Genomic DNA, 21,070 nt, shown 5'->3' with positions numbered 1-21,070 from the left:
AAGTTGACGGCCTGTATTGGCTGTCATGACAGAGATATCAAACATCATGTTAGTGAAATTATTGACCAAAGTTTTTGGTAGCCGTAACGATCGTACGCTGCGCCGCATGCGCAAATCGGTTGAGCTGATCAATCAGATGGAACCGGACATGGAAAAGCTGTCCGATGACGAACTGAAAGCCAAGACCAATGAGTTCCGCGCGCGCCTGGAAAAGGGCGAAGTGCTGGAAAACCTGCTGCCGGAAGCCTTCGCCGTGGTGCGTGAGGCAAGTAAGCGCGTATTCGGCATGCGTCACTTTGACGTGCAGCTGTTGGGCGGTATGGTTCTGAATGATCGCTGTATTGCAGAGATGCGTACTGGTGAAGGTAAAACCCTGACCGCAACCTTGCCGGCTTACCTGAACGCCTTGAGCGGCCGCGGTGTGCACGTGGTTACCGTGAACGACTATCTGGCACAGCGTGACGCCGAAAACAACCGTCCACTGTTCGAGTTCCTCGGTCTGAGCATCGGTATTAACCTGCCAGGTATGCCTGCACCGGCTAAGCGTGAAGCCTATGCCGCAGACATTACCTACGGTACCAATAACGAATACGGTTTTGACTACCTGCGCGACAACATGGCATTCAGTCCCGAAGAACGCGTTCAGCGCAAGTTGCACTATGCGTTGGTGGATGAGGTTGACTCCATTCTGATCGATGAAGCGCGTACTCCTTTGATTATCTCGGGCCCGGCTGAAGACAGCTCTGAGATGTATATCAAGGTTAACAAACTGATTCCTAAACTGATTCGTCAGGAAAAAGAAGACTCAGATACTTTCCAGGGTGAAGGCCACTTCTCGGTTGACGAGAAAGCGCGTCAGGTACACCTGACCGAACGCGGTCTGATCTTGATCGAAGAAATGCTGATGGACGCCGGCATCATGGAGGAAGGGGAGTCACTGTACTCACCGACCAATATCATGCTGATGCACCACGTAACTGCGGCGTTGCGTGCCCACGTACTGTTCACCCGTGACGTTGACTACATCGTCAAAGACGGTGAAGTTATCATCGTTGACGAACACACCGGCCGTACCATGCATGGTCGTCGCTGGTCTGATGGTCTGCATCAGGCAGTAGAAGCCAAAGAAGGCGTGGAAATCCAGAACGAGAACCAAACGCTGGCATCGATCACCTTCCAGAACTACTTCCGTTTGTACGAGAAGTTGGCGGGGATGACCGGTACTGCGGATACCGAAGCGTTTGAATTCAGCTCTATCTACAAGCTGGACACCATTGTGGTGCCAACTAACCGCCCAATGCTGCGTAAAGATATGCCTGATCTGGTCTACATGACTGAACAGGAGAAGATTGGCGCTATCATCGAAGATATTCGTGAACGCACCGCCAACGGCCAACCCGTGCTGGTTGGGACGATCTCAATCGAGAAATCTGAAGTTGTTTCGCGTGAGCTCGAGAAGGCTGGCATTGCCCATAAGGTATTGAACGCCAAGTTCCACGCCATGGAAGCGGATATTGTTGCGCAAGCCGGTCAGACCTCTGCGGTTACTATTGCCACCAACATGGCGGGCCGTGGTACCGATATCGTATTGGGTGGCAGCTGGCAGGCAGAGATTGCTCAGTTGGAAGATCCAACTGAAGAACAGATTGCTGCAATTAAAGATGCCTGGAAAATTCGCCATGACGCAGTGTTAGCCGCAGGTGGCCTGCACATTATTGGTACTGAGCGTCATGAATCTCGCCGTATCGATAACCAGCTGCGCGGTCGTTCTGGTCGTCAGGGTGATGCCGGTTCATCCCGCTTCTACCTGTCGATGGAGGATGCCCTGATGCGTATTTTCGCCTCTGATCGCGTTTCCAGCATGATGCGTAAACTGGGTATGAAAGAAGGTGAGGCCATTGAGCACCCATGGGTCACCAAAGCCATTGCCAACGCACAGCGTAAAGTGGAAAGCCGTAACTTTGATATCCGTAAACAGTTGCTGGAATACGATGATGTAGCCAACGATCAGCGGCGTGCTATCTACAGCCAGCGTAACGAGCTGCTGGACGTGTCTGACGTTAGCGAAACCATCAGCAGCATCCGTGAAGACGTATTCAAAACCACTATCGATGCCTACATTCAACCGGAGTCTCTGGAAGAAGAGTGGGATATTCAGGGGCTGACTGAGCGCCTGAAGAACGACTTCGATCTGGATATGCCAATTGCTGAATGGTTGGACAAAGAACCAGAATTGCACGAAGAAACGCTGCGTGAGCGTATTCTGGAAACAGCTAAAGAAGAGTACAAACGTAAAGAAGAAGTTGTTGGCGCCGAGATGATGCGCAACTTTGAAAAAGGCGTGATGCTGCAGACGCTGGATTCACTGTGGAAAGAGCATCTTGCGGCCATGGACTACTTGCGTCAAGGTATCCACCTGCGTGGTTATGCGCAAAAAGATCCTAAGCAGGAATACAAACGTGAGTCTTTCAACATGTTTGCGACCATGCTTGAATCACTGAAACATGAAGTGATCAGCGTGCTGAGCAAAGTGCAGGTGCGGATGCCGGAAGAGGTTGAAGCACTGGAACAGCAACGCCGCGAAGAAGCTGAGCGCCTGGCGAAACAGCAACAGTTGAGCCACTACGAAGAAAACGCGCTTGTTACCGAAGATCCTGATGCTCCGGCGAGCGCAGAACGCAAAGTTGGCCGTAACGATCCTTGCCCTTGCGGTTCCGGTAAAAAATACAAGCAGTGTCACGGCCGTCTGCAGAAGTAAGCCCGGCAGTGTATAACCAATAAAGCCCAGGGGTTCAGCATGCTGAACCCCTGTTTTTTTGGGGCGAACTGCGTGCCCCGACGAATCAATCAGGAGAATGCGATGAAACACCTGAACATTGCTGTCGGCATCATTCGTAACGCCCAGCAGGAAATCTTTATTACCCGGCGAGCGGCCGATTCACATATGGCCGGTTTTTGGGAGTTTCCAGGCGGTAAGATTGAGCAGGGTGAGACGGCAGAACAGGCGCTTAACCGTGAACTGCTGGAGGAAACGGGTATTGAGACCGAGCGTGCAGAGCTGCTGGAAGTACTTGAGCACCACTTTAGCGATCGTATCGTGACGTTGAATTTTTATTTGGTGGAGGGCTGGACGGGCGAGCCGTTTGGCCGTGAAGGACAGCCAATGCGTTGGGTGAAGCAGGCGGATTTACGGGAAGATGAGTTCCCAGAGGCCAATGTCAGCATTATTAAACTGTTGGTGGCGCAGGCTAACGCCGCGCAGTAAAGCGACCGGCCTGGTAAATACCAGGCCGGTAAGCAGCACGATCAGCGATCGTCTGCCTCGCTCCAGTCTTCGCTTTCTGACAGATCACTGCTGCTGGGAATACGTTTCTCTTCATCAGCCCATTCGCCCAGATCAATTAGCTGACAGCGTTTGCTGCAAAATGGGCGGAAGGGGCTGACTTCACCCCATACCACGCCTTTGCCACAGGTTGGGCATTTCACTACGGTCGTCATATTCGGTTCCTTACACCCTTTCAACGTGTGAAAGGTCTTTATTGCTTTGGATTAACAACAGGCCAACTCAAAGGTTAAGCGTTCCGGTACTACGCCAAACTCACTGTCCAGCGGCAAGAAGCGGATCGCATAGCGAGTCTTATGGCCGGAAATCTGTGGGTAAAGCTGGTGAGCCAGGTTGATGCGCAAGCGCAACAGATCGGCACCTTCAGCGTTATCCTGGAAGAAGCCATTCAAACTGATTTGATTGCGAAATGGCCCTGACTGACGGATAAGATCCAGCACCATGGTCAGTGCTTGGTTCAGCGGTTCCAGCGTTTGCAGCCACTGGCTGACGTCGTCATTCCGTTCCTGTTGAGGTGCATGCATCCACATGTGCAGTGTTGGTAAGTCAAAACTGCAACAACCGCCAGGGATACTCAGGCGTTGACGCACCAGGCTAATCAGCCGGTCTTCACGTAGCGATTGACCGAGGCGTGGGGCGGACATCAGAGCCGCAGCACATTGCTTTAACTGGTTGCGCAACTGCTCTACCAGCGACATATCGACGCCAGGTACATCGGCCCATGCCAGCAGTTTTTGCTGCTGACGTTCCAGTTCTTTCAGTAACTCAGTGCGCACTTCGCCGCGTTCCAGCACGTCCAGCAGATCGGCAATGGTACGGAAGAACGTCAGGGCGATGGCTGTTTCACTCAATGCGCGCTGACCGTGCAATTGTTGCAGTAAAAACTCCATACGCAACCAGGTGCGCATTTTTTCATTCAACGGGTGTTCAAAAAGAACGCTTGGGGAAACATCACTCATTCAGTTTAATCCTGTCGGGTCGCTGATGCCGCCAGCTCAAGGTAACGGCGATGCAGTGCGGCAACTAATGGCTCTATCCCCTGAGCAGCGCCGCTATTATCAATTATGTCATCAGCAACGGCCAGACGCTGTTCACGCGTGACCTGTGCGGACAGTATGTTCTGTGCCTGCTGACGGCTGATACCGTCGCGGGCAATGGTTCTGGCCAACTGAGTTTCGCTGTCAACGTCGACCACTAACACGCGGTCAGCACGCGCCTGCAGGTTATTTTCCACCAGCAGTGGCACGACCCAAAGTGCATAGGGACTAGTGACTTGCGCCAGTTGGCGTTGGGTTTCCTGATGAATCAGCGGATGCAGCAGTTGGTTCAGCCAGCGCTTTTCATCAGGGTTACTGAAGATACGCTGACGCAGCGCAGCACGGTTAAGTGTGCCGTCAGGCTGCAACATTTCATTACCAAAACGTTCGGCGATGGCCGCCAGAGCCGGGGTGCCAGGCTCAACAACTTGCCGGGCAATGACGTCAGCGTCGACCACCGTCACGCCATGGCGTGCAAAGGTATCCGCTACGGTTGATTTACCGCTGCCGATACCCCCTGTCAACGCAACAATGTAGGCCATGGTAGGAAATGCACCTGGTATTCATAAAAAAATAATAGACGAATCATAAAGCGATCGCGCAGAAGTGCAAGTCAGCAGGTGGTGCTTGTCCGGTCGCTTGCGTTGTACGCTGATAAAAAAACGGAGCCAGAAAGGAAAATGAGCGGGAGCTCACACTGCGGTTGTGCAGGTAAATTTGTCGGATTGTAGCGTAAATAATCGAGAATTCGCAGTCTTGTCCGGCGATTATTAGCGCGTATGATAGCGTCACTGGAACTGGCATTAATCTATACCCGCCATTCTTCAAGTTACAGCGTTGTTGGCTGCCACTTCAAATTTATAGGGTATAGGTTCGAATACTCTCTGCGATCCGTCGCCATAAACCAGGAAATCATTAGTCATGCGTATTGAAGAAGATTTGAAGTTAGGCTTTAAAGATGTGCTGATCCGCCCTAAACGTTCTACGCTGAAAAGTCGTTCTGAGGTTGAGCTGGAACGTCAGTTTACCTTCAAACATTCTGGCTTGAGCTGGTCCGGTGTGCCGATTATTGCCGCCAACATGGATTCAGTCGGCACCTTCAGCATGGCAGAGGCCCTGGCTTCCTTCGACGTTCTCACTGCTGTACACAAACACTACACCGTTGAGCAATGGGCCGCATTCGTGCAACGCGTCCCAGCCTCAGTGCTGCGCCACGTTATGGTTTCAACCGGTACCTCCGACGCTGATTTTGTGAAGATGCAGCAGATTTTGGCCTTGTCGCCGGGGCTGAAGTTTATCTGTATCGATGTGGCTAATGGTTACTCAGAACATTTTGTCGCCTTCTTGCAGAAAGCGCGTGAAGCCTGTCCAAACCATGTTATTTGCGCCGGTAATGTCGTCACTGGCGAAATGGTTGAAGAACTGATTCTGTCTGGTGCTGATATCGTTAAAGTCGGTATTGGCCCTGGCTCGGTTTGCACCACCCGAGTGAAAACTGGCGTTGGTTATCCGCAGTTGTCTGCAGTGATCGAGTGTGCAGATGCGGCACATGGCCTTGGTGGTCAGATTGTCAGCGACGGCGGTTGTTCAGTACCGGGTGATGTTGCGAAAGCCTTCGGTGGCGGTGCGGACTTTGTCATGTTGGGTGGCATGTTGGCAGGTCATGACGAGTGCGAAGGGACCGTGGTGGAAGAAAACGGTGAGAAATTCATGCTGTTCTACGGCATGAGCTCCGAGTCTGCCATGAAACGCCACGTTGGTGGCGTTGCTGAGTACCGAGCAGCTGAAGGAAAAACCGTTAAGCTGCCTTTACGTGGTGAGGTTGAATTTACCGTTCGTGACATCCTGGGTGGCCTGCGTTCTGCTTGCACTTATGTCGGTGCAGAACGTCTGAAGGAGCTGACCAAACGTACCACCTTCATCCGCGTAGCGGAGCAGGAAAACCGCGTATTCGGCAGCAAGTAATCTGCCTTGCTTGCACGTAGTCAAATGGTGGGCGTAGTTCAGTGCTGCGCCCATGTTGGTCTCCGGGTTCACCCCAACACATTCCCTAACTGAAAAATCGGCAGGTACATCGCGATTACCAGCGTGCCGACGATCCCACCGACCACCAACATCAATATGGGTTCCAGCGTTTGTGCCAATGTGTCGGCCAGTTCAAAGGTTTGCTGCTCATGCCACAGCGCAAGTTTGCCCAGTAGCGTATCTAACGCCCCTGATTCTTCGCCTACTCGTACCAATTGCTGACATAACGAAGGGAACAGCGCTTGTTGCTTCAACGCACTGTGAAAAGTGTGCCCCTGTGCAATCTGTTTCTGCACCGCCTCAATCGCCTGACGGTAAAACAGGTTATCTACCGACAGTGCGGCTGCGTTCAACCCTTCGATTAGTGTTAACCCGGCTTGCTGGGTCATTGCCAGAATACGGAATATTTGGCTTAGGCAACCGCCTTTGATCAAAGGGGCAATCAACGGCAGGCGTAGCAGTGCTGCTTGTTCACGCCTGCGCCAGTGTGGTTGTGGGTGCAGGCGACGAAAATAAGCCAATATCGAACAAAACAGTATGACGGCTAGCCAAGGGCCGCTCTGGATCAACAGGGCTGAAAGATTCAGCAGCCCTTGAGTAAACCACGGCAGTGGCGCATTGAATGACTGGTATATACCGGCAAACTCCGGCAACACCATGACCAGCATCAGAATGCTTACCAACAGCGCCACTGCACAGATAAACAAGGGATACCGCAGTGCCTTAACCACTTTCTTCTGCAGCTTTTGATGGGCTTCCTGTTGTTGAGCCAATTGTAGACAGCATTCATCCAGGTGGCCGGTTAGTTCCCCAATGGCGATCAACTCGCGGTAGATCAAAGGGAATATGGCAGTTTGTCCGGCGATGGCTTCAGAAAACGGCTGGCCTTGCCGCACCAGATCGCTGAGCTCGCGTAACAAACAGCGCCAAGCGGGGGAGGAGTGCTCTGCCGCCAGAAGTTGTAATCCGCTAACCAGCGGTAGCCCGGCCTGTAGCAAGGTGGCAAGCTGGCGGGTGAATTGGATCAAAGGTTCTCCGCGCCACTGGCTGGAGGTAATGCGCTTACCGCTGTTAATTTGGTAGGGCTGCAGCCCCTGTTCGATAAGCCATAGGCTGACCTTGTTCTTTTCGGGACTAATCAACTCCCCATGGATCATTTGGCCTTGGGAATCAATCGCCTGCCAGAGGAAAAGGCGTAAGGTTTTCACGGAGCCTCTCCAGTATCGGCAATGATGCCGACAATGCGATACACCTCTTCCAGCGAGGTAACACCTTGCGAAACCAACGTTAACCCGGCTTGTATCAATGTTGCCTGCCCCTGCTGACGGGCAATTTCGGCTAACTGGTCAGGGGATTCACCTTGCAATAGACCGGTCTGCACCTCTGGTGTGATAGTCAACAACTCATAGACCCCGATACGGCCATAGTAACCGCTGAAACAGTGCTCACAGCCATCGGCGTGCCAGGGTTGTAAAGGAAGAGGCCAAATCGCAGTGGGAAAGCGTACCGCCTCGGTTTTTTGATAGCGGCAGTGAAGGCAAAGTTTGCGCACCAATCGTTGGGCAATCACCAATTTCAGGCTGGCGGCAATCAGATATCCGGGAATACCCATATGGGTCAGGCGCGTCAGCGTTTCGCTGGTGGAATTGGTGTGCAATGTGGAAAGCACCAGGTGACCGGTTTGCGCAGCTTTAACCGCGATTTCTGCGGTTTCTCGATCGCGGATCTCACCGATCATGATGATATCCGGATCTTGCCGCAGTAAGGCGCGCAAAACGCGGGAGAAATCCAGATCGGTTTTGGCGTTAATCTGCGTTTGGTTGACGCCAAACAGTGGGATCTCAATAGGATCCTCAACACTGCATAAATTGCTCTGTGCGTCATTCAACTGGCGGAGGCCACTATAGAGAGTAACGGTTTTACCGCTACCCGTCGGGCCGGTGACCAGGATCATGCCCTGAGGGCAGGATAGCGCAGCGGCAAACTGTGCCAGCGCAGTCTGATCCATACCCAGCCGTTCCAGCGGCAGTTCCTGACGCTCCGTGTGTAGGATCCGCAGTACGACTTTTTCACCATGCAGCGTGGGTAAGGTGGCGATACGCATTGAGTATGTCGCGTTATCCAACTGCACGCTGAGCTGGCCATCTTGCGGTAGGCGGCGTTCAGCAATGTCCAGTTGCCCCATGATCTTCAGCCGGGCGGTAAGGCGTGCGGCAAGCGCAAAAGGTGGTGAAGCTATGGCTTGCAGTACGCCGTCGATGCGTAGCCGGATACGCAGCGTCTGCTGGTAAGGTTCGACATGAATATCCGAGGCACGCCGCTGAATAGCGATGCGCAAGGTCTGATTAATGAACTGCACGACGGGTGTGTCACTTTCGTCATTTAGTGAGGGCGCATCGGGTTCTGGTTCCTGAAGGGTTTGCTGGAGATGGTTGCCCTGTATTTGATGGCGGTTCAGTTCCAGCTCCAGCCGGGCAGTTGGCCACTGTTCCAGATGAATGCGTTTACCGGTAGCGAAACGCAGAGCTGATAGCAGTGCCTGAGGCGCTTCTTCAGCCAGGGCGACGTTCAGGCAGCACTCATCTTCACTGAGTGCCAGCGCCTGATAGCGTCGACACAGTGCATGGATTTCATCGCTGATCGTCACACTCATGGTGTTGGCGTCGTGTTGGTTGTTTCAAAACGGAAGACTTCTTGACAGGTCTCTTGCAGATTGGTGTTGTCACTGGTGCACTGGCGGGTCCAGCGGGTCAGACCTTGGGTATTTTGAGTTGGGGTCAATGCCACTGTCAGTCCCTGTAGCGTTTGAGTACCGGTCAGCGATATCACACCTTGGCTGACCTGAACTGCGCTGACATAACGTGATGTCCCGCTCGTAGGGATGCCTTGGCTGCCAGCGTTACACGCGGTGGGTACGCCATTGTCGAGCACACATAATTCAACGGCCATTTTATACGGTGTCATGGTTTGCAGCATGTCGGTCATCGCTGCTTTTTGGATATACCGCTGATAGGCAGGAATGCCGATGGCGCTAAGGATCGCAATAATGGCGATCACGACCATCAGTTCGATTAAAGTAAAACCGCGTTGTGTTTCCATCTGTTGTTGCCTCCCAATGAATGTGGAAGGCAGGGTAACCACTTGGGATAGGGGCTTCGAGGGGCTTAAGAGCGTTTTACGGCGTGCATCCAGCGTAACGTGTTGTGTTTGCAGCAGGGGTAACAACGTTGGGGTGCACGTCGCAATGTTGGCGGGGCAACGCCTCCCCGTCGCAACGGGAAGGCGGAGGCATTATTTGAAGCGCATCGACAGATCGAGGGCGGTCACGTGTTTGGTTAGCGCACCTACAGAGATGTAGTCCACGCCAGTTTCCGCGAAGGTGCGTAACGTTTCACTGGTCACGTTGCCAGAAACTTCCAGTTGTGCACGGCCCTGAGTTTGCGCCACGGCGGTACGCATCATTTCTACGCTGAAGTTATCCAGCATGACAATGTCTGCACCGGCATCCAACGCTTGTTGTAATTCATCCAGCGACTCAACCTCTACTTCAACCGGTACATCAGCATGCATCCAGAATGCTTTTTCGACCGCTTTTTTGATCGAGCCGGAGGCAATGATGTGGTTTTCCTTGATCAGGAAGGCGTCGGATAGTCCCAAACGGTGGTTGCTACCACCACCACAGAGCACGGCATATTTCAACGCGGTCCGCAGCCCTGGGAGGGTCTTTCGGGTATCCAGCAGGCGGGTTTGTGTGCCTTGTAATAGCGCAACATAGCGACTGACTTCGGTCGCTACGCCTGAAAGTGTCTGCACAAAGTTCAACGCGGTACGCTCACCGGTCAGCAACACCCGTGCCGGGCCTGCCAGTTTGCACAGCGGTTGATTGGGCACCAGGCTATCACCGTCCGCGACTAACCATTCGACTTTTACCTGGTTACCCAGTTGGATAAAGACTTCGTTCAGCCAACGCTTACCACAAAAGATGCCGGGCTCGCGGGTGATAACGGTGGCTTCTGCCTGGGTGTCGGCCGGTAATAATTGCGCGGTAATATCGCGTTCGGCATCGACTTCACCACCCAGGTCTTCACGCAGCGCCTGGGCAACGGCATAGGGGATATCGCTTTCAATTCGTTCAAGAAGCTCGGTGCGGCGACTGTCGGCACTGTAGCGGCGTGTCGGCATAGAAAACTCCGAAATGGACGGTAAGTTCGTAGAGGGAACATGCTACTCTGTTGCCGTGACAAGTACCACAGCAGCACGTTGGTTGCGCTGCTAATCATACATTATCCGATGCCCACGGCGCACATCATCGGGCTCAGTGGGATTGTCCCAGCCCAGTGTTTGACGGGGATTTATATCTGGCATCTCTGGAACAACCCGGCAAGCACGATGACGCTATGCTTGGAATAATGGAAAAGGAGAGGAGTCGCTAATGACGCTGTTTACGCTGTTACTGGTTCTGGCGTGGGAACGTTTGTTCAAGTTAGGGGAGCATTGGCAGTTGGATCACCGCCTGGAGGTGGTGTTTCATCGGTTACATCGGTTTTCGCTAGCACAAACGTTACTGATGACTCTTGCCTGGATGGTCGTGGTAGGGGGCATTCTGTGGCTGGCTCAAGGGCTGTTTTTCGGCGTAGTGACGCTGTTGCTGTGGATTATTATTGATTTGCTGTGTGTGGGCGCGGGCATTAAGCGCAAACACTACCGTGCCTATCTGAAAGCAGCACGTCAGGGGGATGTACATGCCAGTGATCAGATGGCGGAAGAGCTGGCGCTAATCCATGGGCTGCCAGTGGATTGCAGTGAAGAACTGCGCTTGCGTGAACTGCAAAATGCGCTGCTGTGGATTAACTTCCGCTATTATCTGGCGCCGCTGTTCTGGTTCGTGGTCTGCGGGCCTTACGGGCCGATTGCGCTGGCGGGCTACTCATTTCTGCGTGCTTACCAGACCTGGTTGGCGCGCCATAATACCCCACTGGAACGTTCACAGTCGGGTATCGATCATCTATTGAACTGGCTGGATTGGATCCCGGTGCGTCTGGCCGGTGTGGCTTACGCGCTGTTTGGACATGGTGAAAAAGCGCTGCCAGCCTGGTTTGCGTCGCTGGGCGATCTTCATTCTTCGCAGTATCAGGTGCTGACGCGATTGGCACAGTTCTCACTGGCGCGTGACCCCCATATGGATCCGGTGCAGACTCCACGTGCGGCGGTAACGTTGGCGCGTAAGGTGACCATGATCATTGTGGTGGTGGTGGCGGTATTGACGATCTACGGCACCTTGCTCTAAGACTGTGTTTTGTTATGCCAATAGAAATAAAAACGGGCGCTTAGCGCCCGTTTTTATTGGATAACCAACGTTTACAGCTTGGCGAAGCTGCGGCGTGCAGCGTCGATGGTGCGTTGGATATCTTCTTTGCTGTGCGCAACGGACATAAAGCCGGCCTCGAAGGCCGAAGGCGCCAGATAAACCCCTTCATCCAGCATCAGATGGAAGAAACGCTTGAAGCGCTCAACATCGCATTGCATCACATCCTGATAGCAGGTGACAGACGGTGCATCGGTAAAGAACAGGCCGAACATGCCACCAACGTGGTTCACCACCAGCGGGATGTTTTCTTCTTTAGCCGCATGCAGCAGGCCATCCGCCAGCATATCTGTTAGTTCTGTCAGCGTCTGGTGGACACCAACCTGCGAAACTTCGGTCAGGCAGGCAAAACCTGCCGCCATCGCAATCGGGTTACCGGACAGCGTGCCTGCCTGATAGACCGGACCGGTGGGTGCCAGCGCTGCCATCACTTCACGACGGCCGCCGAACGCGCCAACGGGCATGCCACCACCGATGATTTTACCCAGGCAGGTAAGATCAGGCTCTACATCGTAATAAGACTGTGCCCCTGCCAGCGCCACGCGGAAGCCGGTCATGACTTCGTCGATAATCAGCAGGGCACCGTACTTGTCACACAGTTCGCGCAAGCCTGGCAGGAATTCCGGCAAAGGTGGCACACAGTTCATGTTGCCGGCGACCGGCTCTACGATGATACAGGCGATCTCGGAAGGGTACTGCTCAAATGCGGCACGGACCGAATCCAGATCGTTAAAGGTGCAGGTCAGGGTGTGTTTGGCAAAGTCGGCCGGTACGCCCGGTGAGTTTGGTTGGCCCAGCGTCAGCGCGCCGGAGCCGGCTTTTACCAGCAGGCAGTCGGCGTGACCGTGGTAGCAGCCTTCAAATTTGATGATCTTATCGCGATTGGTATAGCCACGCGCCAAGCGGATTGCGCTCATGGTAGCTTCGGTGCCTGAGTTCACCATCCGCACCATATCCATGGTCGGCACCAGTTCGGTGACCAGCTCGGCCATTTTGACTTCCATCTCGGTAGGCGCGCCAAAACTCAGGCCGCGCTGTGCCGCTTCGATCACTGCGTTGCGGATCGCCGGGTGGTTGTGCCCCAGTACCATCGGGCCCCAGGAACCGACGTAGTCGATATAGGCTTTGCCGTCGACGTCGAACAGGTAAGCCCCGTCTGCACGCTCGATAAACAGTGGCACACCACCAACGCCGCTGAATGCACGCACCGGAGAGTTAACCCCGCCTGGGATTACCTGTTGTGCCTGGGCATACAGATTTTCGGACTTGTTGTGTAAGCTCATAAATCGGCTCCTGGATTCTCTTTGAATGATTTGACCGCGCTATTCTAGTGAAGTGTTCGCTGATATGAAACGATCACAGTCAGATACCTATTTAGAGGGGCGGTTGGTCAGTGGGTGCGCTAGAATAATCAGCTGGCCTATTTGTATTACATTTAATTCCATTAATGAATAACCCATTATGACTGAATTACAGCAACAATCACCGCTCGCGCGCGCTCCACGACTGAAGCGTAGTGACATGGTTCGTCAGTTTATGCGTCGTGATAAAACGCCCGTGGCGATCCTGTTCATGGCTGCAGTGGTGGGGACTCTGGCCGGTTTGCTTGGCGTGGCATTTGATAAAGCGGTGGATTGGGTGCAGCAGCAGCGCTTTTCTGCGCTGGCACAGGTCGCGGATTACTGGATTCTGGTTTGGCCGCTGGCTTTTGTTCTTTCTGCTGCACTGGCAGTGCTCGGCTATTATCTGGTTCGCCGCTTTGCCCCTGAAGCAGGGGGATCGGGTATTCCGGAAATTGAAGGTGCATTGGAAGAACTGCGGCCGGTGCGCTGGTGGCGAGTGATCCCGGTGAAATTTATTGGCGGCATGGGGACGCTGGGAGCGGGCATGGTGCTAGGCCGTGAAGGGCCAACGGTACAGATGGGGGGCAACGTTGGGCGCATGGTGCTGGATATTTTCCGCATGCGCGGCGCAGAGGCGCGTCATTCGTTGCTGGCTACCGGTGCAGCTGCCGGTCTTTCTGCTGCTTTCAATGCGCCGCTGGCCGGTATTTTATTCATCATCGAAGAGATGCGCCCGCAGTTCCGCTATAACCTGATCTCAATTAAAGCGGTGTTTATCGGCGTTATTATGTCGAGCGTGGTGTTTCAGTTGTTCAACGGTGAGGGATCGGTTATTGCGGTGGGCAAGCTTTCTTCTGCGCCGATTAATACCCTTTGGTTGTATCTGGTGCTGGGGGCAATATTCGGCGCGGTTGGCGTGATGTTCAACGCGCTGATTTTCCGCACACAGGACATGTTTGCTCGTCTGCACGGCGGTAAAATGCGTAAGGTTCTGCTGATGGGGGGATTGCTCGGCGGTATCTGCGGTATTCTGGGGTTGATCCAACCGGAAGCTGCCGGTGGCGGTTTTGGTCTGATCCCGATCGCAGCGGCAGGTAACTACAGCGTTGGCATGCTGATGTTTATTTTCATTACACGGGTGATCACCACGTTGCTGTGTTTCGGTTCCGGCGCACCGGGAGGGATTTTTGCACCGATGCTGGCACTGGGAACATTGTTTGGTACGGCTTTTGGCTTGGCCGGTGCTCACTTGTTCCCACAGTATGGTATCGAGGCTGGCACATTCGCGATTGCCGGAATGGGGGCTTTGTTTGCTGCGACAGTACGTGCACCTCTGACCGGTATCGTGTTGGTGTTGGAAATGACCGACAACTATCAGCTCATACTGCCCATGATTATTACCTGCCTTGGTGCTACGCTGGTGGCACAGTTCCTTGGGGGTAAGCCGTTGTATTCCTCCATATTGGCCCGTACGCTACAGCGTCAGGAAGCGCAGCAGGCCAGTGAGGCGGCAGATAAAACAGGTAAAGAAAATACAACAAATGCGGTGAATACTTGAACGCAACACTCAGGTATTGGATAATCATTAACATTAATCCGGCCGCCATTGTAGCGACCTGATGCAGAACAATGTTGGGAGTAAAGAGTATGAGTGATGAAACAGCACTGCCCCTGCAATTTACCGAGGCAGCAGCAAGTAAGGTTAAAGTCCTGATTGCTGACGAAGAAAACCCGAATCTGAAGTTACGGGTTTACATTACCGGTGGCGGTTGCAGCGGATTCCAGTACGGCTTCACTTTTGACGATAAGGTCAATGACGGTGATATGACCATCGAGAAACAGGGTGTTGCGCTGGTTGTTGATCCGATGAGCCTGCAATATCTGGTCGGTGGTTCAGTTGATTATACCGAAGGGCTGGAAGGCTCGCGCTTCGTGGTGACTAACCCGAATGCCAAAACCACCTGCGGTTGTGGATCCTCGTTCAGCGTGTGATCCTGCCTGTCACCGTATAAAACCCGCCAACCTCACCGGTTCGCGGGTTTTTTTATGGTTACCATTCCACTGTGACCAGTTCTCGGTAAGCATCATTTTCGCCCTCTGTGACTAACGGGCTGCGGGTGACTTTAGGCTGGGTGTTGGCCGTATTACCGCATTTTACCTGTGGCGTTGTGCCACCTGTATCCACGCTGCAGATTGGGGCGATGGTCAGGCTAATGCCAATTTGTCCGCTCGTACTGCCAGCGTAAACGAAAGGGCTGCACAGCAGCACACTGAATAAAAAGAGAATATTTTTCATAATTTTGGGAATAGCCATCCGTAAGCAATCACATAATGGCTTATCGGCAAAAAGTTAATAAGTTTTAACAAGGCTGGGGAATAATTAACTCGGGGTTAAAAAGTTTATTACATTGTTTTCCAGCATTTTTTAAGGGGTTGATAATAACATTTGGCTATTAATTGGTCTAATATTCTGTTTTTGGATGTGCCGATATACTAAGCTTCCGCCCGATTCGGGCGGAAGCGGGTTATCGTTCGAGGATAAAAGCAGGGAGTTTGAGGTGCCAGCGGATCGCTGCGAGCCGGATTGCCAGTGTAATGCCCATTCCGAGCATCATCGCCTGTTGTAAGGGCATACCGAACGTCGCATAGGCGGTAGCATGGACAATGCCACCGATAATACAGGCGGTAGCATAAATTTCGGTTCGCAGAATCATCGGGATTTCCCGGGCCAGTACGTCACGGATAATACCGCCGCCAACTCCAGTAATTACACCCATACAAATTGCCACCAATGGACTGGCATCGGCGGCGAAGGCTTTATTTACCCCAATGCCGACAAATACTGCCAGTCCAACTGCGTCCAGCACCGGCAGGATCCATTTGGGTAAGCGGCGCGGCTGACGCACCAGCAGCAGTGTCAGTACACAGGTGATCATTGCTACCACTAGATCGGTTGGATCCTTAACCCAAAAGACTGGGCCGTTGGCCAATGCCATATCACGGATGGTGCCGCCACCGACCGCAGTAACTACGCCCAGGACGAGCACACCGAACGGGTCCATACGTAATTTGCCAGCCAGTAATACACCAGAAATGGCGAAAACCGCGGTGCCGAGAATATCCAGCCAGAACACCAGCATTAATGAAGCTCCGCCAATTGATGACATAATTGCTGGGCTGCCAGCATGATGCGTGGCCCAGGACGGTTAAACCAGTCACCATTCAGCGCAATCACCGGTACTTGCAATTGCGGCGCCCAGAAAGCTTTCACGCTGGCTATCTCTTTTTGGTCACCCGTGATGACGATTGCCTGGGGCTGGCGAGCCAGCACTTGTTCACGACTGATCTGCGGCCACGGCATACGGCTATCTGCAAAGATGTTTTCTGCACCGCACAGCGACAATACCTGACTCTGTAACGTGGCACCGGAACTGGTGAATAGCGGTTGGGTGCCGAATTGCAGCAGGACTCGCCGTGACTGATTGTGTGGATATTTTGCTTTCAGCGCAGCAATTTGCTTACGGATAGCGTCTGCGGCCTGATGAGCTTGCTCAGGATGCGGGCTGTATTGCGCCAGCTTGTCCAGGGATTGGGCTATATCATCAATCGTGGTGGCATCCGCATAAAAGATCGGGATGCCGAACGCGGCGAGCTGATCCAGTACTCGCTGCGGATTGCCGCCGCGCCACGCCAGAATCAGGTCCGGCTTCAGTGCCAGCACCCGTTCCAGGTTGATACCTTGCCATGAGGCAACTTGTTCTAGCTTCTTGGCCGCAGGCGGGTAGTCGGAATAAGCGCTTACCGCCAGCAAGGTATCCCCCATGCCAGCGGCATAGGCCAGTTCGGTTGTATTGGGTGCCAGGCTGATCACTCGTTGGGCGGCGCCGGCAGGCAGCGCCATCCATAATGCCAGCAGCCACAGCAGAACTGAAAAGCGTTGCGTCACATCAACCGCGCTTAGCCAAGGTTTGCAGCATGGTGTTAACCATCAGTGTAGATTGCTTGGCGGCGACGGAAAGAAACTCGTCAAAGCTCATGTGCGATTCACTGTCAGCAACGTCAGAGATCGCGCGTACGACCACAAAAGGTGTGCCGAATAAGTGGCAAACATGGCCGACGGCAGCGGCTTCCATTTCCACGGCAGCAACGTTCGGGAACGTGGCGCGAATGCGTGCCAGCGGCTCAGCGCCGTTGATGAAAGCGTCGCCGCTGCAGATCAGGCCGCGTACCGCGTTCAGGTCGAGTTGTTTGATGCAGCTTTCCGCCAGTGCAATCAGCGCGTCGTCTGCCACAAAGGCAGCTGGGCAGCCGGCCATTTGGCCCGATTCGTAACCAAAGGCGGTCACGTCCGCGTCGTGATAACGCACTTCTTCGGAAACCACGATATCACCGACCTTGAGCGTGCTGGCCAAGCCACCGGCAGAACCGGTATTAATCACCAAGTCCGGTTTGCAGTGTTCCAGCAGCAGGGTGGTACCCATCGCCGCAGAGACTTTGCCAATGCCAGACTTTAACAGTGCCACGTCAACGCCGCCGATCTGGCCGGTATAGATTTCACAACCCGCGCGTTGAATGGTCTGACGGTTTTCAATTTGATCGCGCAGCAGGGTGACTTCCTGTTCCATTGCGCCGATGATGCCTACTTTCATAAATAAGACTCGCTGATTGGGTGTGGGAATTGCGCCATAGTCTATCATGGCTCTCATAGAGAGATAATCCGTTGCATATGCCGCCGGGAATTGTTATCACGGAGGTAGGCGCAACGGCGGAGAAACAGATGTCCGGGATCGACTTTAAGCAGAAAATCAGCTTCCAGCGGCCATTCAGCAAGCCAATTGAAGCCGAAGAAGAATACGACATTGTCCGGCAGTTCGAGAGCGATCGCGGGCGCATTGTCAATTCAGCCGCCATCCGCCGCCTGCAGCAAAAAACCCAGGTGTTTCCCCTCGAGCGCAATGCAGCGGTACGTAGCCGTCTGACACACTCGATGGAGGTGCAACAAGTCGGGCGGCATATTGCCAAAGAGATCCTCAATCGCTTCAAGCAGGATGGGCGGATCGATGCACTTGGCCTGACAAAACTGCTCGACCCCTTTGAAAGTATTGTAGAAATGGCCTGCCTGATGCACGACATAGGCAACCCGCCTTTCGGTCATTTTGGCGAATCGGCAATTAATGACTGGTTCTCGCAACGGCTTGATCCCGCCAGTTGCGGCAGCGAACCTGCCAGTAACGATCGCTGCCAGGTCAGCGTATTGCGTCTGCATGAAGGTGAGAGCGATCTTAACCGCCTGCGTAGCCGCATCCGCCACGATCTTAGCCATTTCGAGGGTAATGCCCAAGCGATCCGGTTGGTGTATACCCTGTTGAAGCTGAATCTGACGTATGCGCAGGTGGGATGTATCCTGAAATACACCCGTCCGGCCTATTGGGCAACTGACATTCCTGCCAGTCACGACTACCTGATGAAAAAGCCAGGTTTTTATCTGGCAGAGGAAGCCTTTGTTGATCGGTTACGGCGTGAGCTAAATATGGGGGAGTTTGACCGGTTCCCATTGACTTATATTATGGAAGCCGCAGACGATATTTCTTATTGTATCGCCGACCTGGAAGACGCAGTGGAAAAAAACATTTTCACTGTCGAACAGCTTTACCAGCATTTAACTCAGGAATGGGGTGAAGTATCGCCGGGCGATATGTTTGATAAAACTGTGGCCAGCGCTTTTCGCAAGAGTGATCGCGGTGGCACGCGGCGTAGTGCTGAAGATCAATTCTTCATGTATCTGCGCGTGTTCACTGTGGCGCGTTTAGTCCCACACGCGGCGCAGCGCTTTATTGATAACCTAGATGCGGTGTATCAAGGCAACTTTAATCAGGCATTGCTGGAAGACTTTAGCCCAGCGTACCAACTGCTGAAAATATTCAAGAATGTCGCGTTTAAACATGTCTTCAATCATCCGGAAGTTGAGCAGCTTGAGTTGCAGGGCTACCGTGTAATCAGCGGCTTACTGGATATCTATAGCCCATTACTGGCCATGCCGTTGGCAGATTTTACCCGTCTGGTACAGGAAGACAGTCATCGTGCTTACCCGATCGAAACACGTCTGTTCCATAAACTTTCTACTAAACACCGGCTGGCATATGTCGAAGCGGTTGAAGGATTGCAGCACCTGTCGCCCGAGCAATTGGCGATCCGTGAATATTATTTCCGTGCCCGTTTGCTACAGGATTATATCAGCGGTATGACCGATCTTTATGCTTATGATGAATACCGCCGATTAATGGCTGCGGAATAATTCTTTGAGCTAATAAATGTTATTTTAAGCATTTTCGTTCGCAGTGCGGTGCATATTTCTAGTTTTGTAAAGACGGACAATATTTGTTTACTATTACCAATAATCTGCGCCGGAACTTCGGGTTATTAATATGTTCTGACTATGCACAAAGACCCTAATACTTTCTGAACGACTTTATAAGAGACACACAGATGAAAAAAACCGCATTAGTCCTGAGCGCGCTGGCATTTAGCATTGGTATGGCGATGGGCCCGGTGACGGCCAGCGCTGCAGAAACCGCGTCTTCCAGTACCCAGCAACTGCCAAGTTTGGCACCGATGTTGGAGAAAGTGATGCCTTCCGTGGTGAGCATTAACGTTGAAGGCAGTACCACAGTTAATACACCGAAGATGCCGCAACAGTTCCAGCAGTTCTTTGGTGAAGATTCACCGTTCTGCCAGGATGGTTCACCGTTCCAGGGCTCACCGATGTGTCAGGGTGGTGGTGCTGGTGGTGAGCAGGGGGCTCCTGGTCAAGGTACTCAGCAAAAATTCCAGGCGCTGGGTGCCGGGGTGGTAATTGACGCCACTAAAGGCTACGTGGTGACCAACAACCACGTGGTGGACAACGCCAACAAAATTCAGGTCCAACTGAGCGACGGCCGTAAGTTTGACGCCAAGGTGATCGGCAAAGATCCACGTTCTGATATTGCGTTGATCCAGCTGAAAGACTTTAAAAACCTGACGGCGATTAAAATGGCCGACTCGGACCAACTGCGCGTGGGTGATTATACCGTCGCGATCGGTAACCCGTATGGGCTTGGCGAAACAGCCACTTCTGGTATCGTTTCTGCCCTGGGCCGCAGCGGATTGAATATTGAGAACTACGAGAACTTTATCCAGACCGATGCGGCAATTAACCGCGGTAACTCCGGTGGCGCACTGGTTAATTTGAACGGTGAATTGATCGGCATTAACACCGCGATTCTGGCGCCAGATGGTGGCAACATTGGTATTGGTTTCGCGATCCCAAGCAACATGGTGAAAAACCTGACCGCGCAAATGGTTGAGTATGGTCAGGTGAAACGCGGTGAGTTGGGCATTATGGGTACCGAGCTGAACTCTGAACTGGCGAAAGCGATGAAAGTCGACGCGCAGCGCGGGGCATTTGTCAGCCAGGTCATGCCGAAGTCTTCTGCTGCCAAGGCGGGCATTAAGGCCGGTGACGTGATTGTTACCATGAACGGCAAAGCCATCTCCAGCTTCGCGTCATTCCGCGCGGAAATCGGGACACTGCCGGTTGGCAGCAAAATGTCGCTGGGTATCATTCGCGACGGCAAGCCTATTACCGTGGACGTCACGCTGGAACAAAGCACCCAAACACAGGTTGAGTCCGGCAACATCTACACCGGTATTGAAGGTGCCGAGTTGAGTAATGGTCAAACCGGTAGCCAGAAAGGTGTGAAAGTGGATAACGTTAAAGCTGGCAGCGCCGCAGCGCGCATCGGCTTGAAAAAAGGCGACTTTATCCTCGGGGTTAATCAGCAGCCCATTCAAAACCTGGGCGAATTGCGTAAGATCCTCGACAGTAAACCTTCGGTGCTGGCACTGAACATCCTGCGCGGTGATACCACGTTGTATCTGCTGATGCAGTAATTGCTTATCTGTTCTTACTAAAAAGGCA

At 53.1% G+C, this 21,070-nt stretch carries 20 protein-coding genes; 8 read left to right on the top strand and 12 right to left on the bottom strand.

What is annotated here, in order from left to right; translation table 11 throughout:
- Positions 1-46 precede the first annotated feature (46 nt).
- Positions 47-2,758, top strand: coding sequence for a preprotein translocase subunit SecA (gene secA / locus SGR01S_RS09895; protein WP_061807349.1), 2,712 nt, complete (start codon positions 47-49; stop codon positions 2,756-2,758).
- 102 nt (positions 2,759-2,860) lie between these two features.
- Positions 2,861-3,265, top strand: coding sequence for an 8-oxo-dGTP diphosphatase MutT (gene mutT / locus SGR01S_RS09890; RefSeq protein WP_037426072.1), 405 nt, complete (start codon positions 2,861-2,863; stop codon positions 3,263-3,265).
- A gap of 41 nt (positions 3,266-3,306) precedes the next feature.
- Here the strand turns inward: mutT and yacG are convergent, their stop codons facing one another.
- Genes yacG through coaE form a run of 3 tightly spaced genes read right to left on the bottom strand, consistent with a single transcriptional unit; the run spans position 3,307 to position 4,922 of the window.
- The gene (gene yacG, locus SGR01S_RS09885) at positions 3,307-3,498 is read right to left on the bottom strand and encodes a DNA gyrase inhibitor YacG (RefSeq protein ID WP_037426075.1); all 192 of its coding nucleotides are present in this window, start codon (positions 3,496-3,498) and stop codon (positions 3,307-3,309) included.
- A gap of 51 nt (positions 3,499-3,549) precedes the next feature.
- On the bottom strand, positions 3,550-4,302 hold the full coding sequence (zapD, locus tag SGR01S_RS09880) for a cell division protein ZapD (RefSeq protein ID WP_061807348.1): 753 nt from the start codon (positions 4,300-4,302) through the stop codon (positions 3,550-3,552).
- Between the two features lie 5 nt (positions 4,303-4,307).
- Positions 4,308-4,922, bottom strand: a complete 615-nt coding sequence (gene coaE / locus SGR01S_RS09875; RefSeq protein WP_037426078.1) for a dephospho-CoA kinase — start codon at positions 4,920-4,922, stop codon at positions 4,308-4,310.
- 379 nt (positions 4,923-5,301) lie between these two features.
- On the opposite strand from coaE, the gene SGR01S_RS09870 reads away from it, so the two are divergent.
- The gene (locus SGR01S_RS09870; RefSeq protein WP_037426081.1) at positions 5,302-6,345 is read left to right on the top strand and encodes a GMP reductase; all 1,044 of its coding nucleotides are present in this window, start codon (positions 5,302-5,304) and stop codon (positions 6,343-6,345) included.
- 68 nt (positions 6,346-6,413) lie between these two features.
- Here SGR01S_RS09870 and hofC read toward each other — a convergent pair whose 3' ends face one another.
- The 4 genes from hofC to nadC form a co-directional block, all read right to left on the bottom strand.
- Positions 6,414-7,613, bottom strand: coding sequence for a protein transport protein HofC (hofC, locus tag SGR01S_RS09865; protein WP_061807347.1), 1,200 nt, complete (start codon positions 7,611-7,613; stop codon positions 6,414-6,416).
- The gene (gspE, locus tag SGR01S_RS09860; protein WP_061807346.1) at positions 7,610-9,058 is read right to left on the bottom strand and encodes a type II secretion system protein GspE; all 1,449 of its coding nucleotides are present in this window, start codon (positions 9,056-9,058) and stop codon (positions 7,610-7,612) included. The genes hofC and gspE overlap by 4 nt, the downstream gene beginning before the upstream one ends.
- A complete protein-coding gene (gene ppdD / locus SGR01S_RS09855; protein WP_061807345.1) occupies positions 9,055-9,504 on the bottom strand; it encodes a prepilin peptidase-dependent pilin in 450 nt (149 codons plus the stop codon). The genes gspE and ppdD overlap by 4 nt, the downstream gene beginning before the upstream one ends.
- Before the next feature lie 192 nt (positions 9,505-9,696).
- Complete coding sequence (gene nadC, locus SGR01S_RS09850) at positions 9,697-10,587, bottom strand: carboxylating nicotinate-nucleotide diphosphorylase (RefSeq protein WP_061807344.1); 891 nt, start codon at positions 10,585-10,587, stop codon at positions 9,697-9,699.
- Between the two features lie 250 nt (positions 10,588-10,837).
- On the opposite strand from nadC, the gene ampE reads away from it, so the two are divergent.
- On the top strand, positions 10,838-11,692 hold the full coding sequence (gene ampE / locus SGR01S_RS09845) for a beta-lactamase regulator AmpE (RefSeq protein WP_037425630.1): 855 nt from the start codon (positions 10,838-10,840) through the stop codon (positions 11,690-11,692).
- A gap of 71 nt (positions 11,693-11,763) precedes the next feature.
- Here ampE and hemL read toward each other — a convergent pair whose 3' ends face one another.
- Positions 11,764-13,053, bottom strand: coding sequence for a glutamate-1-semialdehyde 2,1-aminomutase (gene hemL / locus SGR01S_RS09840; RefSeq protein ID WP_061807343.1), 1,290 nt, complete (start codon positions 13,051-13,053; stop codon positions 11,764-11,766).
- A gap of 178 nt (positions 13,054-13,231) precedes the next feature.
- Between hemL and clcA the strand changes: the two genes are divergently transcribed.
- On the top strand, positions 13,232-14,671 hold the full coding sequence (gene clcA, locus SGR01S_RS09835) for a H(+)/Cl(-) exchange transporter ClcA (RefSeq protein WP_061807342.1): 1,440 nt from the start codon (positions 13,232-13,234) through the stop codon (positions 14,669-14,671).
- 89 nt (positions 14,672-14,760) lie between these two features.
- Positions 14,761-15,105, top strand: a complete 345-nt coding sequence (erpA, locus tag SGR01S_RS09830; RefSeq protein WP_004950184.1) for an iron-sulfur cluster insertion protein ErpA — start codon at positions 14,761-14,763, stop codon at positions 15,103-15,105.
- Positions 15,106-15,163: 58 nt separating this feature from the next.
- Here the strand turns inward: erpA and SGR01S_RS09825 are convergent, their stop codons facing one another.
- The 4 genes from SGR01S_RS09825 to mtnN all read right to left on the bottom strand — a co-directional run bounded on the left by SGR01S_RS09825 (position 15,164) and on the right by mtnN (position 17,762).
- Positions 15,164-15,409 (bottom strand): hypothetical protein, encoded by a 246-nt coding sequence (locus tag SGR01S_RS09825; RefSeq protein ID WP_037425636.1) that lies wholly within the window; start codon positions 15,407-15,409, stop codon positions 15,164-15,166.
- Positions 15,410-15,638: 229 nt separating this feature from the next.
- Positions 15,639-16,253, bottom strand: a complete 615-nt coding sequence (locus SGR01S_RS09820; protein ID WP_012005233.1) for a TRIC cation channel family protein — start codon at positions 16,251-16,253, stop codon at positions 15,639-15,641.
- A complete protein-coding gene (gene btuF / locus SGR01S_RS09815) occupies positions 16,253-17,014 on the bottom strand; it encodes a vitamin B12 ABC transporter substrate-binding protein BtuF (RefSeq protein ID WP_061807445.1) in 762 nt (253 codons plus the stop codon). The genes SGR01S_RS09820 and btuF overlap by 1 nt, the downstream gene beginning before the upstream one ends.
- A 46-nt stretch (positions 17,015-17,060) precedes the next feature.
- Complete coding sequence (mtnN, locus tag SGR01S_RS09810) at positions 17,061-17,762, bottom strand: 5'-methylthioadenosine/S-adenosylhomocysteine nucleosidase (protein ID WP_061807340.1); 702 nt, start codon at positions 17,760-17,762, stop codon at positions 17,061-17,063.
- Positions 17,763-17,890: 128 nt separating this feature from the next.
- Here mtnN and dgt point away from each other — a divergent pair, with 128 nt between their 5' ends.
- Both dgt and degP read left to right on the top strand, forming a co-directional pair.
- Positions 17,891-19,408 (top strand): dGTPase, encoded by a 1,518-nt coding sequence (gene dgt, locus SGR01S_RS09805; protein WP_037425647.1) that lies wholly within the window; start codon positions 17,891-17,893, stop codon positions 19,406-19,408.
- 191 nt (positions 19,409-19,599) lie between these two features.
- Positions 19,600-21,042: a serine endoprotease DegP gene (gene degP, locus SGR01S_RS09800; protein ID WP_061807339.1), complete on the top strand. Its 1,443-nt coding sequence runs from the start codon at positions 19,600-19,602 to the stop codon at positions 21,040-21,042.
- Positions 21,043-21,070: the final 28 nt, after the last annotated feature.

It is taken from the genome of Serratia grimesii NBRC 13537 (assembly GCF_001590905.1).
GTDB classification, from domain to species: Bacteria; Pseudomonadota; Gammaproteobacteria; order Enterobacterales; family Enterobacteriaceae; genus Serratia; species Serratia grimesii.
The sequence above is the reverse complement of the archived record's forward strand: the minus strand, read 5'-3'. Positions and strand labels throughout refer to the sequence as shown.